Source organism: Winogradskyella sp., from assembly GCF_013042245.1.
Lineage (GTDB): Bacteria > Bacteroidota > Bacteroidia > Flavobacteriales > Flavobacteriaceae > Winogradskyella.
The window spans coordinates 1-16,324 of record NZ_JABDQL010000007.1 but is presented as its reverse complement, the minus strand read 5'-3'; the positions used below and the strand labels follow the sequence as shown (position 1 = coordinate 16,324).

Genomic DNA, 16,324 nt, shown 5'->3' with positions numbered 1-16,324 from the left:
TGAGCGGATTAAGAATAATAATCAACGCCTAAAGGAGTTTGCATTATATGCCATTACAGGGCAATCCGCTTGGGAATTATGGAGAACAAGTACTAATTCAGTCATATATTAGAATATAGCCTAAAATATTTGTGTTACTATTAATTATTTGTACTGTCATCATAGTATCAGCTAATATAGCTAAGATTTTTTTAGTTAATTTTAGTTTAGTTAGCTTTTTAGATATAAGGTTGTCCAGAAAATTAAAAGCGCAATTTGGTGGAATTTCGCTTTTTTATTACAAAAAAAATAATCCTCAAATTTTGAGGATTATTTTAATATTTATCATGTTTTGATATTCTTACATTTCTAACGCTTTCTTAATATCATTATTCATCAATAAGTCTACAGGATTTTCTAACGCTTCTTTAACAGCAACTAAGAATCCTACAGATTCTTTACCATCAATAATTCTATGGTCATAGGATAATGCCACATACATTATTGGTCTTATTTCTACCTTTCCGCCAATAGCTACAGGTCTTTCAACAATATTATGCATTCCTAAAATTCCACTTTGGGGTGGATTAATTATTGGAGTTGATAGCATACTTCCAAATACACCTCCGTTAGAAATTGTGAATGTACCACCTGTCATTTCATCTACTGTAATTTTTCCATCTCTGGCTCTTATAGCTAATCGTTTTACTTCAGATTCTACACCTCGGAATGATAAATTTTCAGCATCTCTGATGACTGGCACCATCAATCCTTTTGGCCCAGAAACTGCAATACTTACGTCTACAAAATCATAAGACAACATTTCTTTTCCATCAATCATAGAATTTACGGCTGGGTACATTTTTAATGCACGTACAACCGCCAAAGTAAAGAAGCTCATAAAACCAAGACTTACACCATGCTTTGCTTTAAAGTCTTCCTTGTATTGTTTACGTAAGTCAAAAATTGGGGACATATCAACCTCATTAAATGTGGTTAACATTGCCGTAGTATTCTTAGCCTCAACCAAACGTTCTGCCACCTTACGGCGCAACATAGACATTTTGCTACGAGATGTGCCACGGTTTCCGCCTGTAGGCGTTCCCATTGAAGGTACGGCATTAACTGCATCATCTTTAGTTATACGTCCATCTCTACCAGAACCTGGAATAGATTTAGCATCTATTCCTTTTTCGTCCAAAATTTTCTTAGCAGCTGGACTTGGAGTCCCTGTAGCGTAAGTTTCTGTTTCTGATACTGCAGACTTAGCTTCTTCTTTTTTAGGTTTCTCTTCTTTCTTAGGCTCCTCAGAACTCATTGCTGATTCTGTAGAACCTTCAGGTTTTTCTGCGCTTGTATCTATTAAGCAAACCACGGCACCAACAACGACAGCATCTCCTTCTTCGTATCTATTGCCATCTGTATCTTCAAGCTTTATAATTCCGCTTGCTTCTGCTGGTAATTCTAATGTTGCTTTATCACTGTCTACCTCTGCTATGGCTTGGTCTTTTTCTACATAATCGCCATCTTGCACTAACCATTCTGCAATTTCGACCTCTGTGATTGATTCGCCTGGTGAAGGCACTTTCATTTCTAAAATCATGCTTTTATATTTTATTTAAGCTCTAATTTGAGTTGTATTAATTTTATTTATCTCTGGTTGTTTTTGCTTTTATCAAAAACAAAATCTATAACTTCTTTGTGACGTATTTTGGAACGTACAGAACTTCCCGCAGCTGGAGCACCATATGGTCTTCTACTCGCAGCTCTAAATGTTTTGGCTTCATCTAAATGCATTAGCATATGACTATAAGCTCCCATATTTCTTGGTTCTTCTTGTGCCCAAACCACATCATTTGCATTTTTATACTTTTCTATGGTTTCTCTCATGGCTTCAGCTGGTAGCGGAAATAACTGTTCTATTCTAACCAGTGCAACATCTTCTCTTTCTAATTTTTCTTGCTCCTCAAGTAAATCAAAATAGAATTTACCTGTGACAAAAACTAGAGTTTTTACTTTATCAACTTTAGCATTTTCATCATCTATCAACATTTGAAAACTACCCTTGGCAAATTCATCTACTCTAGAAACGACCTTTGGATGACGTAATAAACTCTTTGGTGTAAAAACAACTAATGGTTTTCTATAATTTGCTTTCATCTGCCTACGTAGCAAATGAAACATATTGGCTGGTGTGGTACAATCTGCAACAAACATGTTGTCTTTAGCACATACTTGTAAGTAACGTTCCATACGTCCTGATGAATGCTCAGCGCCTTGACCTTCATAGCCATGAGGTAATAGCATTACCAATCCGTTTTGGGTTTTCCATTTATCCTCTCCAGATGAAATATATTGATCTATCATTATCTGAGCACCATTGCTAAAGTCACCGAATTGTGCCTCCCAAATGGTTAATGTATTAGGACTTGCCATGGCATAACCATAATCAAAGCCTATAACACCATATTCTGATAATAATGAATTATAAATATTGAATTGCCCTTGCTTGTCAGATACATTTTTAAGCAAAATGATTTCTTCCTCGCTATCTTCAACTTTTACAACGGCATGTCTGTGAGAAAAAGTTCCACGTTCAACATCTTGTCCTGAAATTCTAACATTAAACCCTTCCGAAAGTAATGACCCATAAGCCAAATGTTCTGCCATTGCCCAATCCAATCGGTTTTCATCAAACATAGTTTGGCGGGATTCTATCAATCGCTGAATTTTACGAATAAACTTCTTATCTTCAGGAAGATTAGATATTGTTTTGGTAATACTTTTTAGTAAATCTTTTGACACCTTTGTATCAACAGATTTTATCATTTCCTTTTCATCAACACGAACAAAGTCTTTCCATTGTTCTTCCATAAAAGGAGAAATTCTAGTTTTTTCAATTTTACGAGAATCAACAAGCTTTTCTTCTAGCTTATCTTTATATTCTCTTTCTATATTTTTAACATGGCCTTCATCGATAACACCTTCTGCAAGTAATCTTGCTGCATATATATCTCTGGGGTTTTTCTGCTTTGAAATGGCTTTATACAATAACGGTTGCGTAAACTTTGGTTCGTCTCCTTCATTGTGTCCATATTTTCTGTAACCCAATAAATCAATAAAAACATCACGCTTAAATTGCATTCTAAAATCTAGTGCAAATAACGTGGCATGAACAACAGATTCTGCATCATCAGCGTTGACATGCAAAACTGGTGAAAGTGTTACTTTCCCAACATCAGTACAATAAGTACTTGAGCGTCCATCTAAATAATTTGTGGTAAATCCTATTTGATTATTAACAACAATATGTACTGTACCATTGGTTTTGTAACCGTCTAATTGCGCCATTTGTACAACTTCATAGACTAAACCCTGACCTGCAATGGCTGCGTCTCCATGAACCACAATTGGTAGTACCTGTGAAGCATCTTCAATTTCATTTCTGTCTTGTTTTGCTCTCGCAATACCCTCGACAACAGCACCTACAGTTTCCAAATGTGAAGGGTTTGGGGCTATACTCAAGTTTATTTTTTTACCTGTATCGGTTTCACGGTCACTAGTCCAACCTAAATGGTATTTTACATCACCATCAAAGATTTTTTCTTCATAATCTTTTCCATCGAACTCACTGAATATGTCTTTTGCAGACTTACCAAAAATATTTGTTAGTGTACTTAGACGTCCACGGTGTGCCATACCCATTACAAACTCCTTAACCCCATAATCAGCAGCTTTTTCTATCATAGCATCCAGTGCTGGAATAAAAGATTCGTTTCCTTCTAACGAGAAACGCTTTTGTCCTACGTACTTAGTATGTAAAAAAGTCTCGAAAGAAACAGCTTCATTTAATTTTTTGAGAATATTCTTTTTTTCTTCTGCAGAAAATTTTGGATGATTATCGTTAATATTAAGTTTCTTCTGAATCCAATCAATCTCTTCTGGTTGGCGTATATACATATACTCTACACCGATAGAATCGCAGTATATGCGCTCTAGATGATCTATTATATTTTGAAGTGTTGTCGAACCCAAACCGATAATTTCTCCAGCAGAAAAAGTTGTTTGCAAGTCGGACTCAGACAAGCCAAAATTTTCAATTTCTAAAGTCGGTGCGTATTTACGTCTTGCTCTTACTGGGTTTGTTTTTGTAAACAAGTGCCCTCTACTTCTATAGCCGTCTATAAGTTTTACAACTTGAAACTCTTTTTGAAGATGTTCGGGAATTTGAGCCGATACACCTTCTACTATTTCATCATCTAGCCCATAAGATTCTGCACCAAAATCATACCCTTGAAAAAAGGCACGCCAACTAGGCTCTACAGAATCAGGATTTTTAAGATATTGGTCGTATAAATCAGCATAATAGGCTGTATGTGCTGCGTTAAGAAAGGAATATTTATCCATTTGTTTTTTTGAGACGTTTTCGTTTCAACAAAGTTTAAGCAAAAGTACAACTTTTCGCTTTTTTAGTCACACAATTAGTATATTTATAACCTTTGTTTTATTATATATACTTTCTATGAAATCATTATATCTCAGTATTGCATTTATTTTTGTATCGATTTTGAGTTTTTCTCAAGATAATAAAAACCTAGATTTCTGGGACAATGTAAGATTCGGAGGTGGTCTTGGACTTAATTTTGGAAATGGTTTTTTTAGTGGCACATTGGCACCGCAAGCCGTTTATGATTTTAACCCTTACTTTTCTGCTGGTCTTGGTTTAACAGGAAGTTACAGCAGCCAGCGAGATGTTTTTAATTCTACAATATTAGGCGGAAGTATTATTGCTCTGACCAACCCATTTCCAGAACTACAATTGTCTGTAGAACTAGAGCAAGTTAATGTAAACACCTCTTTCGACTCACAATTCTCAGGTCAAAGCAGAGATAATTTTTGGACTTCTGCACTTTTTCTTGGTGTTGGCTATAGAGCCGGAAATGTCATCTTTGGAGTTAGGTATGATGTACTTTATGACGAAGACGAGAGCATCTATGCAGACCCTTGGTTACCTTTTGTGAGGTTTTGGTTTTAAAATTTATAGTGGCAAAACAGATTTTCCGCTTTTTAAATGCATAGCTAAGTCATTTAAAGATTTAGATTTAAAGTTATCTAATATTATTTGTTTTTGACTGTAAGCTAAATGATGTAAGGAACATGGATTCTTGCTATCACAATCTTTCAGGCTTAATAAGCATGAATTTAAGCGGTCTTCCCCATCAATAACATCTATTATATCTTTTATGTTTCGCTCTCGATCTTTATTACTGAGATAAAAACCTCCTTTAAGCCCTTTTGTAGATGATATAATAGATTGTCTAGATAATTCTTGTAACAATTTAGCTAGATAGGCTTTAGGAACATTAATTGGCTCAGCAATATCATTTATTACAATTTTATGTTGTTCTGAAGAATGAACTGCTAGATATAAAACCGCTTTAATAGCGTATTTTGTTGAATTTGAAAACATGATTTTTATTATCTAACACCAAATATAAAAAAGATGTTTTTATCCTAAATATGATTTTTGTCATAATTTAAAATCTTTATTGGGTTTAAATTTGACGTAACAAAATCATAATCAATGAAAAATACATTAAATATTCTAACATTAATCCTTGCTTTTATATTTATTAGCTGCGGAGGAAACGACAAAAAAGAAGATGTGTCATATGGCAAAAAAGCACCTGTAAAAGAAGAAATTAAACAAAAAGCATCTGAACGAGTAGAATTAGGAAATAAGGGTGTTGGTCCTGTTACATCATTAGATTTAGCGTTAGTTGTGGATCAAGATATGGCTGCTCACGGTAAGGAGATTTACGGAAAAATGTGTACGGCTTGTCATAAGGCAGAGAAAAAATTTATAGGCCCTTCTCCTAAAGGGATCTTAGAGCGCCGTTCACCCGAATGGATAATGAACATGATTCTAGCGCCTGATAAAATGGTAAAAGAAGACCCATTAGCTAAAGATTTACTAATAGAGTTTAATGGCTCTCCAATGGCAAATCAAAATTTAACAAAAGAAGAAGCTAGAGCTGTTCTAGAATACTTCAGAACACTTTAAAATAAACCTCACTAAAACATTTAACTTATGAAAACACTAACTAAAACAATTATATTACTTGTTGTTTCAATCTGTTTTATCGGTTGTAACAATAGCGCAAAATCATCTGATAGTGGGACCACTAGTTCGGACGAGGGTAGAGCTAGCCAAAAATCTGGCCAAGCCTTTATTAAAGATGAAGGTGGTACTCCTAACGCTTTACAATTAGCAATTAGCTCAGAAGACCATACCACTTTAGTGGCTGCAGTACAAGCAGCTGAAGTAGAAAATGCACTTGTAAATGTTGGGCCGCTAACTGTATTTGCACCTAATAATGCTGCATTTGCAAAAATTGATGAAGCGACGCTTAACAGTCTTTTAGAGCCCGAGAACAAAAGTAAACTTGCATTTATTTTAACACATCATGTTGCACCTGCAAATTACCCAATTGAAACCTTAAAAAAGAATGCAACAAAAGGACGTAAACTTTATATGGCTTCTGGAAAATACTTAGAGGTTACAGAAAAGGATGGTTCTATGTATGTAGACGGTATTAAAATATTAGGAACAGTAAATGTGAGTAATGGATGGGTGCATGTTACAGAAAGTGTCATTCTTCCTAGAGACTAAAAAATCAATAACTAATTAAAACAAGATTTTATGAAAACAATAGGTAAATATATAATGACTATTGCAACTCTAACGATTTTAGTGAGTTGTGGTAATAGTAATGACGGTGATAAATCTGGTGCATTGACGTCTAGTAAAGCCGAAAAGGTATATGTCGCTCCTGGTGAGCACGATGAATACTACGGCTTTATGTCTGGTGGCTACAGTGGTAATGTTACAGTTTATGGTCTGCCAAGTGGTCGTATGCTGAAAGAAATCCCTGTTTTTTCTCAATTTCCAACCTCTGGTTATGGCTATTCTGAAGAAACTAAAGCGATGCTAAATACTTCTTTTGGGTTTGTACCATGGGGAGACGCTCACCATCCGGATATTTCTCAAACTGAAGGAGAGTTAGATGGACGTTGGATTTTCATTAATGAAAATAATACACCTCGTATTGCACGTATAAGTTTAGAGACATTTGAAACTGAAGAGATTATTGAGTTACCTAATAGTGCTGGTAACCACGCATCTTCATTTGTAACAGAAAACACAGAATATATTGTTGCAGGGACCCGTTTTGCAGTTCCTAATCCACAACGTGATATGCCGATTAATGAAATGAAAGGGAAATTTAAAGGTCCGCTTTCTTTTGTGAGTATTGCAGATAATGGACGTATGAATTTAGAGTTTCAGTTAAACATGCCTGGCTTTAATTATGACCTTGCACACCCTGGTCGAAATAAATCTCATGGTTGGTTCTTTTTCACAAGTTATAATACCGAAGAAGCTAATACATTGATGGAAGTTAACGCGTCTCAAAATGACAAAGATTATATCGCTGCTGTTAATTGGAAAAAAATAGTAGACTATGTGAAAAATGGTGGTGGTAAAAAAGTGTCTGGCACATATGCACATAATGTTTACGATGAAAAAACTCATTCTGCAACCTCAACAATGAAAGAGGGTGTCATCTCTATTAACCCAAAAGATGTTGAAGGTGCAGTCTACTATATTCCTATTCCAAAATCACCTCACGGATGTGATGTTGACCCTTCTGGTGAATACATTATTGGAAGTGGTAAATTATCGACTGATTTAAGTGTATACTCTTTTGAGAAAATGTTAACTGCAATAGAAAATAAAGATTTTGTTGACGATGCTTACGGAATCCCTGTATTGAGTTATGAAAATACGATAGCTGGAGTTGTTAAACAACCTGGTTTAGGTCCTTTACATACCGAGTTTGATGGAAAAGGAAATGCATATACGACGTTCTTTATTTCTTCAGAAGTTGTTAAGTGGAAACTAGGAACTTGGGAAGTTTTAGACAGACTGCCAACCTTCTACTCCGTAGGACACTTAATGATTCCTGGAGGGAATTCTAGAAAACCATTTGGCAAATATATGGTCGCATTAAATAAAATTACAAAAGACCGTTACTTACCTACTGGGCCAGAATTAGAACACTCTGCTCAATTGTATGATATCTCTGGAGATAAAATGGAATTGTTATCAGATTTTCCAACACATGGAGAACCACACTACGCGGCAGGTATTAGAGCTGATTTAATAAAAGATAAAAGCAAAAAATACTATGATCTAGAAGAAAATGAGCATCCATATGCTGCAAAAAGTGAATCAGAAAGTAAAGTTACAAGAGACGGAAACGAAGTACATATTAATATGACAATGATTCGTAGTCACTTTTCACCAGATAACATTGAAGGTGTAAAGGTTGGGGATAAAGTGTTTTTCCATATGACTAACCTAGAGCAAGATTTTGATGTCCCTCACGGATTCTCAGTAATAGGAGCTAATACTTCCGAAATTTTAGTGATGCCTGGTCAAACAAAAACGATTGTTTGGGAACCTAAACGCGAAGGTGTATGGCCATTCTACTGTACAGACTTCTGTTCTGCTTTGCATCAAGAGATGCAAGGATATGTTAGAGTTTCAGGAAAAAACTCAAACACACCAATAAAATATTCATTAGATGAATAGTTAAAGTGTTAGATAATTTTGGTTAAAATTTTATTTAACTTTTATGGGCGGGTACTAGAGTACTCGCCCATATTTCTAAAAAAAATTAAAAAATGAAATCTGCAAGTATCCTTATGATTATTGGTTCGGCATTATTGCTTGGACTGTTTATATTCCCTCTTTGGAGTATTACGCTAGAGGCACCACAATACCCAAGCGGTATTGGAATGAACATTCATTTAGATGGATTAGAAGGCAAAGAAAAGCACGATTTACAAAACATAGATGGGCTTAACCATTATATTGGCATGAGTAAATTACCTAAAGATGACGAAATGTGGGAGTTTAGCGCATTTCCAAAAGTTGTTGGTGGTATGGCAATACTTGGAATTATTATTGGTTTCCTTGGACTTCTAAAAAATATTTCTCCTAAGTGGTTTTTAACTTGGCTTCTTTTTATGTGTGTTTTAGGAGTATTAGGCATGTATGATTTTAATAATTGGATGGTAGAATATGGCACAAATCTAGACCCAAAGGCCATTATGAAAATGACTGATGCTGATGGCAACCCTCTAAGCTACAAACCTCCTTTATTTGGCACTAAACATATCCTAAACTTTGTTGCTCATTCTTATCCGCATACAGGAGCCTATATGATGGGATTTGGAATGTTCTTAACCTTTGTCGCTTATTGGTTAGGCAATAAAAAAATAAAATCTTTAAAAGCATGAAACGTATTATTGTCTTAATTTTAATTATTTGTTTACTTTATGGTTGTGATAAAACACCACAACCTATAAATTACGGAACCGACACGTGTCACTTTTGTCAAATGACTATCGTTACAAAAACACATGCGTCGCAAATGGTTACTGATAAAGGCAAACAATATAAATTTGACGCCATTGAGTGTATGGTTAATTTTTTAGGTGATAAACAAGAGCTTATTACAAAAAGTAATCTACTGATTACCAACTATAAAAAGCCAGGCATAATGATAAATGCAAAAACTAGTAAATATGTTATTTCTGAAGAAATCACGAGCCCTATGGGAGCAAATCTTACTGGTTTTGTATCACTAAAACAAGCTAAGACAACAATTAATAATCCTACAGCAGAATATTTAGACTGGAATGGTATTTTTAAAAAATTGAACTAAATTCATAATATGAAAATACAATTAAGTAGTCTTCTTTTGTTAATCTCAATTTACTTTACAACAGCACAAACAGTTACAGTTTGTAAAGCAGGTTGTGATTATAAATCTATTCAAACTGCGGTAGATAGTTCAAAAAGTGGTAATAGTATATTGATTAAATCTGGTCTTTACAATGAGGCTAATATCGTAATCTACAAAAAATCACTTCATATTTCAGGCGAAGAAGGTACTGTAATAGATACCCAAAATAAGGGTTATGGCTTTTCAGTAGAAGCTACAGACATTGTCATAAAAAATCTAACTATAAAAAATATTAAAGTAAGCTACACTAAAGAATATGCAGCAATCTTACTTTTTAAATCTTATGATTTTGCTATAGAAAACATAACTGTAGAAAATGCTTTTTTTGGCTTTTTAATTCAAAAATCTAAAGATGGCGTTATACACAATAACACTATAGCTGGTCAAGGTAAAGCTGAAGCAGATTCGGGCAACGCTATTCATTTATGGCATTGCAAAAATGTAAAAATTACCAATAATGATGTTAGGCGCATGCGTGACGGTATCTATTTAGAATTTGGTAGTAACAGCTATATTTCAAATAATTACTCTAACGACAATATGCGTTATGGACTGCATTTTATGTTCTCTAACGACAACATCTATGAAGACAATATATTTAATGCCAATGGTGCTGGTGTTGCTGTTATGTTTTCAAAACGCATAAAAATGTTTCGGAATGTTTTTAAGAAAAACTGGGGAACCGCATCTTATGGTATACTACTCAAAGAAATAAGCGATGCCGAATTAAAACATAATATTTTTGAAGATAATACCATAGGTATTAACGCCGATGGTACAAATCGTATCCTATTTACAGAAAACACATTTAGCAATAATGGCTATGCTGTAAAAGTTATTGGAGCATGCTACGATAATACCTATTCAAAAAATAATTTTTTATATAATTCATTTGATTTATCCTATTCAGGAAATTTAAACAGCAACACGTTTGAAAACAATTATTGGAGCAACTACACAGGCTACGACCTAGACAAAAACGGTTTTGGTGATATACCCTACAGACCCGTAAAACTATTTTCGTACTTAGTGAATCGCACACCAGAAAGCATCGTATTACTACGAAGTCTTTTTATAGATATTATAGATTTTTCAGAAAAAGTATCACCTGTTTTTACACCAGAAAATCTCATTGACAACAAACCCTTAATGACCCAAGTGAAATGGTAGAAATAACCGATTTGTATAAAAAATTTGGTAAAAATGATGTGCTTAATGGCATTAACCTATCTATTAAAGAAGGAGGCATTTTTGCTGTACTTGGACCAAATGGATCCGGAAAAACAACTATTATAAAATCAATATTAGGCATGGTAATTCCTGATAGTGGCAGTATTAAAGTATTTGACACCAATATTAAGAATGATTCAAACTATCGACACAAAATAGATTATCTGCCTCAAATCGCAAATTTTCCTAGTAATCTAAAAGTCAATGAGCTAATTAAAATGATTAAAGATTTAAGAGGAAACACTATTGCAGACCAAAATTTAATTGAAACTTTTAAACTAAAACCTTTTCTAAACAAAAAATTAGGCACACTATCTGGTGGTACAAAACAGAAAGTAAATATTGTTTTAACCTTTATGTTTAATAGTCCTATTATTATTTTAGATGAGCCTACTACAGGTTTAGACCCTATTTCATTAATACGTCTTAAAGAACTTATTAAAAACGAAAAAGCAAAAGGAAAAACCATCCTAATCACGTCTCATATTATGAGTTTTGTTGAAGAAGTTGCTGATAATATTGTTTTTATTCTTGAAGGAAAAATTTACTTCAAGGGAAGTATTTCCGAATTAAAAACATTGACCAAACAACAAAATTTTGAGCATGCCATTGCTAACATTTTAACTGAAAACCATGCTTAAAATATTAAAATACAGTTTTTTTGACTTAATGCGTAGCAGTTGGAGTTACGTCTATTTTGCTTTCTATTTATTATTAGGAATCGTACTTTTATTTCTAAACAATGATTTATCAAAGGCAGTAATTACATTAATGAATGTCATTATCGTTTTAGTACCACTTATAGGTACCATTTTTGGTGTGATGTACTATTATAATTCTAAAGAATTTACAGAGTTACTATTGGCGCAACCACTTAAACGGTCTTCAATTTTTTTAGGACAATATTTAGGTGTAGCAATATCATTATCTATGAGTTTAATTCTTGGGTTAGGCTTACCTTTTATTGCTTATGGTTTGTTTAAATCTTCTGCTATTTGGGACTTTTCTTTATTACTTATTGTAGGTGTATTCTTAACATTTATTTTTAGTGCTTTAGCTTTTAACATAGCACTATCTCACGAAAATAAAATTAAAGGCTTTGGCTATGCTATATTGATGTGGTTGTTCTTAGCCATAATTTATGATGGTTTATTTTTAATGTCGCTTATTTTATTTGAGGATTATCCATTAGATAAAGTATCTCTTATTGGCACTATGCTAAACCCTATTGATTTATCTCGAACACTCATTTTGTTAAAGTTAGATATATCAGCTTTATTAGGTTACACAGGAGCTGTTTTTAAGCAATTTTTCGGAACCAGTTTTGGTTTAATTGTTTCATTTTTAGCTTTAACTATATGGGTAGGATTACCTGTTCTTAGAATTATTTTTAAATCAAATAAAAAGGATTTTTAAGTATAAGAACCTATAATGTGTAAAAGGAAAATAAAACATAATACGATGAAAAAAAACATATTATTAATAGTATTCTTAAGTCTAAATATTGCTTTTCAGTCTTGTAAAAATGAAAGTGGCCAAGACATTGTAGGATCAAAAATCCAGCTAGAAGGTCTTACGTTTAACAACAATGAAAAATGGGTCGCTAATGAAGAAACGCATATTGGTATGCAACGCATAGATTCCATTCTTAAAAACAATAATGCAACAGACGGTAATGTATTAGGCAATATACTTTCAAAAGAAACCAGTTATATCATTAAAAGTTGCGATATGAAAGGCAAAGCACACGACCAATTACATATTGTTTTAGTGCCTATATTAGAAATTATAACAGACTTAAAAGACGAAAAAAACACTGCTGAAATAGACAAAAAAATAAAATCTTTAAAACAGTATACGCAAGCTTATTTTAAATATTTTAAAAGCTAAAGTTGACTGACAAAAGTCAGTTAATTTAAGATATTAATGTCCGAAATTTATGCTATGATATTACAAATCATACATAAAATCACTGCAACATTTCTAACCTGTATTTTATTAGCTAATAATATAAACACCATCCTTATTATTACTGATTTTATAATTAATCAAGACATAATAGCTAAAACCCTATGTATTCAAAAAGAAGAACAAAAAGGGTGTAATGGTAAATGTCAATTAAGAAAAGAGTTGTCGGAAACCAATTCACAGGACAAAAATCAACCTCTTCAAATTGAACAAAGAATAGAACTCTCTCGTTTTATTATTTCTACAAATAATATGACGGTTGAAAGAGGTTTTGTTCATTCAAAAACAAAACATAAATCTTATTATTCACAAAGATTAAAACTTCAACTATTTGTTTCTCAAATAGAGCACCCACCAAAAAGAATATATATGTATCACTACTCCTAGGCCAGCTTATTCTAACTTATAATTTGTTGGTCAATTACTCTTACGAAAATTAATCAATAAAAGAATTATGTATTACAACAAAATATTGTATAAGAAACTACTTATGCTCATTATTTGTGCTGTTGTTTCATTAACAGCAACAGCTCAAGATAAAATCGAAGGACAGTTACTGGACCGATTGACAGAATTACCTATTCATCATGCCACATTCGAATATGGAAGTCAGAATGGTATTACAGATGCTAATGGTAAGTTTAGCTTTATTTACGAAAAAGGTTTGATGATGACTTTCTCACACATTAACTATGGTGAGTGGATATTAAATGACAACAAAATATTAGACTTAGAGAAATTAGGCGTAGTTTACAGAGACCAAGTTACAGTTAGCTTGCACCCTGTAACTATAATAACTTTGAGGGCCAAAAAAGCGCCTCAAGAGCACCTAGAGTTGGAATATCGAGACCAACTTTCTCATGATGCAGCAACTATTCTAAACCAAAAACCTTCTTTAAACAGTATAAGAAAAGGAGGTAATTATGGTTTCGATCCAGTTTTTAGAGGTTTTAAATACGACCAACTAAACATTGTGCTCAATGGTTCACAAAGTGCTACGGCTGCGTGTCCTAACAGAATGGATCCACCAACTAGCCAAATGGCGCCCAATATGCTCAGCCGTATCGAAGTACTTAAAGGCCCACATGCCTTAAGGTATGGTGTAGGCTTTGGAGCAACGATAAATTTTGTTTCAGAAAAACTACGATTTTCAAACGAAAATGAAATTTATGGTAGAGTATCAAGTGGTTATGATGGTAATGGCAGTGTTTTAAGAAATGAAGGCCGTATAGGCTTCAGTGGAAAAAAATATGACTTTACAATATTTAGCTCATGGTCTCAAGGAGATGATTATACCTCAGGGGATGGTACAACCATAAGCTCTAGTTTTAATCGTGGTAGTTTTGGGTCTACCTTAGGATTTAAACTATCAGAAAAAAGCGAGTTAAACCTTTCTGCGGTGTATAACGTTGCTAGAGATGCCGATTTTCCTGCTTTACCAATGGATTTAAGAAATGACGATACATGGCTCTTCAATGCTAGGCACGATATAAAGTTCGACAAAGACCAACTACGTTCTTGGAACACTACTGTCTTTGCTTCCTTTGTAGACCATCTTATGGATAATTTACTAAAACCTCTAAATCCAAGAATGCTAAACACCCAAACTAATGCTACTACATATAATTTTGGTGGTAGAACAGAGGGCGAATGGCAATTTATTAATTCAAAACTTTTTGTAGGAGCAGATTTTAGACAAGAAGGGGCTGAAGGTGTTAGGGAACGTGAGTTTTTAATGGGGCCAAACTCAGGAAACACGGTACAAGACAACGCTTGGCAAGATGGTTATATATCAAAAACTAGTGTTTTTGGTGAATTACATTACAAAATAAATAAAACACGGTTTATTATATCTACACGAATAGAATTAAATAATGCAGATATTAAAGACCCAACTGATGCTTTTGAACAAGCTAATGGCAATACAAGAGTTACGCAGTTTAACCCGAGTATTAGTCTTGGCGCTACAAGAAAATTTGGAAAACGTTTTACTCTTGGGGCTTGGGTTGCTAGGGCAAAACGCAGTGCTGGACTTACAGAAAGATACATTAATTTCTTCCCAGTGGGTCAAGACCCTTTTGAACTATTAGGAAATCCTAAATTAAATGCAGAAATTAATAATCAATTAGACATTAGCCTTCAATGGCAAAACAAGAACACAATCATTGGTGTTGATGTATTTGCTGGTTATTTACAGGATTATATATCTTCATTTATAGACCCTAACCTTTCTCCAGTAATATCTATGAGTCCTGGCGTTAGACGATTTACAAATATCGAAGACGCATTAAAAACTGGTTTTGAAATCAATTGGGGACAACAAATTCTTACCAGATTAGAACAACAGGTTGGTATAGCTTACACATATGCCGAAGATTTAGAACGCGATGAACCTCTGCCGGAGATTGCTCCATTAGATTTTCGGTACACATTATCTGGTAATTTTCTCAAGGGAAAACTACTACCACAATTAACTTTTAGACACGTCTTAGAACAATCTCGTATTTCTGAAGAATTTGGTGAAACAAAGACTCCAGCTTTTACAAACTTAAATTTGAGATTGGCGTATCAGTTTTCAAAATCAGGAAATATTACAGCAGGTATAAATAATATTTTTAATCAAAATTATTATGAACACCTAAGCCGATCAGTGAGAGGAAATAACACACCTATTTTTGCACCTGGCCGTAACGCTTTTGCATCAGTAAATTTTACATTTTAAGCAATCTATATTAAAAATTTTGATTATCCTTTTTTAATCATAAATTGAAAAACATAATGATTTCTCTGTCATTTCGAGCGACAGTCGAGAAATCTAAAGTATTGTTTTACAAGGCATTTTAACCACGCTCAATGTGACAAAATGAGTTTGAAATTTTAATTATTACGGACATTCAAATTTTATTAAAACAATTTTGGATTAATTTTTAAATTGAATGTCCGTAATATGTCATAAATTAATTTTAATTTAATCTATAGCATTGAGTAATTTGACTGTGCTCAGCATAAACTAAAGTCGAAAGGTATTAAAATCAAGTGCTTATATTTCTCGACTACACTTCGACTACACTTCGACCACGCTCGAAAATACAGAAAATCAGGTTTATTTTAGCTTATGATAGTTAGCATTACAATAATAAAAAAATAAGGCTATATTCTATAATATGACTTAAATAAGTTGTATTTTATTAAAAACGAAAGTCATGATACCACAAAATTTCACAGAATACTTCAAAAGCCTCGAATTATTTGAGCGACAGGAAATAGTAAAT

At 33.5% G+C, this 16,324-nt stretch carries 15 protein-coding genes; 12 read left to right on the top strand and 3 right to left on the bottom strand.

Going from position 1 to position 16,324, the window contains the following annotated elements:
* Nucleotides 1–340: 340 nt before the first annotated feature.
* Nucleotides 341–1,582 carry a 2-oxoglutarate dehydrogenase complex dihydrolipoyllysine-residue succinyltransferase gene (gene odhB, locus HKP48_RS00320; RefSeq protein WP_296341629.1) on the bottom strand — a complete coding sequence of 414 codons (1,242 nt, stop codon included), beginning with the start codon at nt 1,580–1,582 and terminating at the stop codon, nt 341–343.
* Nucleotides 1,583–1,629: 47 nt separating this feature from the next.
* Nucleotides 1,630–4,386, bottom strand: a complete 2,757-nt coding sequence (locus HKP48_RS00315) for a 2-oxoglutarate dehydrogenase E1 component (protein ID WP_296341627.1) — start codon at nt 4,384–4,386, stop codon at nt 1,630–1,632.
* Nucleotides 4,387–4,501: 115 nt separating this feature from the next.
* Between HKP48_RS00315 and HKP48_RS00310 the strand changes: the two genes are divergently transcribed.
* Nucleotides 4,502–5,014, top strand: coding sequence for an alpha-ketoglutarate decarboxylase (locus tag HKP48_RS00310; RefSeq protein WP_296341625.1), 513 nt, complete (start codon nt 4,502–4,504; stop codon nt 5,012–5,014).
* A gap of 3 nt (nt 5,015–5,017) precedes the next feature.
* Here HKP48_RS00310 and HKP48_RS00305 read toward each other — a convergent pair whose 3' ends face one another.
* Nucleotides 5,018–5,449, bottom strand: coding sequence for an Rrf2 family transcriptional regulator (locus tag HKP48_RS00305; protein WP_296341622.1), 432 nt, complete (start codon nt 5,447–5,449; stop codon nt 5,018–5,020).
* Between the two features lie 114 nt (nt 5,450–5,563).
* Here HKP48_RS00305 and HKP48_RS00300 point away from each other — a divergent pair, with 114 nt between their 5' ends.
* The 11 genes from HKP48_RS00300 (at nt 5,564) to HKP48_RS00250 (ending at nt 15,774) form a co-directional block, all read left to right on the top strand.
* Nucleotides 5,564–6,043, top strand: a complete 480-nt coding sequence (locus tag HKP48_RS00300) for a cytochrome c (RefSeq protein ID WP_296341620.1) — start codon at nt 5,564–5,566, stop codon at nt 6,041–6,043.
* 27 nt (nt 6,044–6,070) lie between these two features.
* The gene (locus tag HKP48_RS00295) at nt 6,071–6,652 is read left to right on the top strand and encodes a fasciclin domain-containing protein (RefSeq protein ID WP_296341618.1); all 582 of its coding nucleotides are present in this window, start codon (nt 6,071–6,073) and stop codon (nt 6,650–6,652) included.
* Nucleotides 6,653–6,682: 30 nt separating this feature from the next.
* Nucleotides 6,683–8,635 carry a Sec-dependent nitrous-oxide reductase gene (gene nosZ / locus HKP48_RS00290; protein ID WP_296341615.1) on the top strand — a complete coding sequence of 651 codons (1,953 nt, stop codon included), beginning with the start codon at nt 6,683–6,685 and terminating at the stop codon, nt 8,633–8,635.
* Between the two features lie 92 nt (nt 8,636–8,727).
* Complete coding sequence (locus HKP48_RS00285; RefSeq protein WP_296341613.1) at nt 8,728–9,345, top strand: hypothetical protein; 618 nt, start codon at nt 8,728–8,730, stop codon at nt 9,343–9,345.
* Complete coding sequence (locus tag HKP48_RS00280; protein ID WP_296341611.1) at nt 9,342–9,773, top strand: nitrous oxide reductase accessory protein NosL; 432 nt, start codon at nt 9,342–9,344, stop codon at nt 9,771–9,773. The genes HKP48_RS00285 and HKP48_RS00280 overlap by 4 nt, the downstream gene beginning before the upstream one ends.
* 9 nt (nt 9,774–9,782) lie before the next feature.
* Entirely contained in the window at nt 9,783–11,024 is a 1,242-nt protein-coding gene (locus HKP48_RS00275) for a nitrous oxide reductase family maturation protein NosD (protein WP_296341609.1), read from the top strand.
* A complete protein-coding gene (locus tag HKP48_RS00270) occupies nt 11,018–11,725 on the top strand; it encodes an ABC transporter ATP-binding protein (protein ID WP_296341607.1) in 708 nt (235 codons plus the stop codon). Before HKP48_RS00275 ends, HKP48_RS00270 begins: the two co-directional genes overlap by 7 nt.
* The gene (locus HKP48_RS00265; RefSeq protein WP_296341605.1) at nt 11,718–12,500 is read left to right on the top strand and encodes an ABC transporter permease; all 783 of its coding nucleotides are present in this window, start codon (nt 11,718–11,720) and stop codon (nt 12,498–12,500) included. Before HKP48_RS00270 ends, HKP48_RS00265 begins: the two co-directional genes overlap by 8 nt.
* A 45-nt stretch (nt 12,501–12,545) precedes the next feature.
* Nucleotides 12,546–12,974, top strand: a complete 429-nt coding sequence (locus tag HKP48_RS00260; RefSeq protein ID WP_296341603.1) for a hypothetical protein — start codon at nt 12,546–12,548, stop codon at nt 12,972–12,974.
* Nucleotides 12,975–13,010: 36 nt separating this feature from the next.
* Entirely contained in the window at nt 13,011–13,439 is a 429-nt protein-coding gene (locus HKP48_RS00255) for a hypothetical protein (RefSeq protein ID WP_296341601.1), read from the top strand.
* 67 nt (nt 13,440–13,506) lie between these two features.
* Entirely contained in the window at nt 13,507–15,774 is a 2,268-nt protein-coding gene (locus tag HKP48_RS00250) for a TonB-dependent receptor (protein WP_296341598.1), read from the top strand.
* Nucleotides 15,775–16,324: the final 550 nt, after the last annotated feature.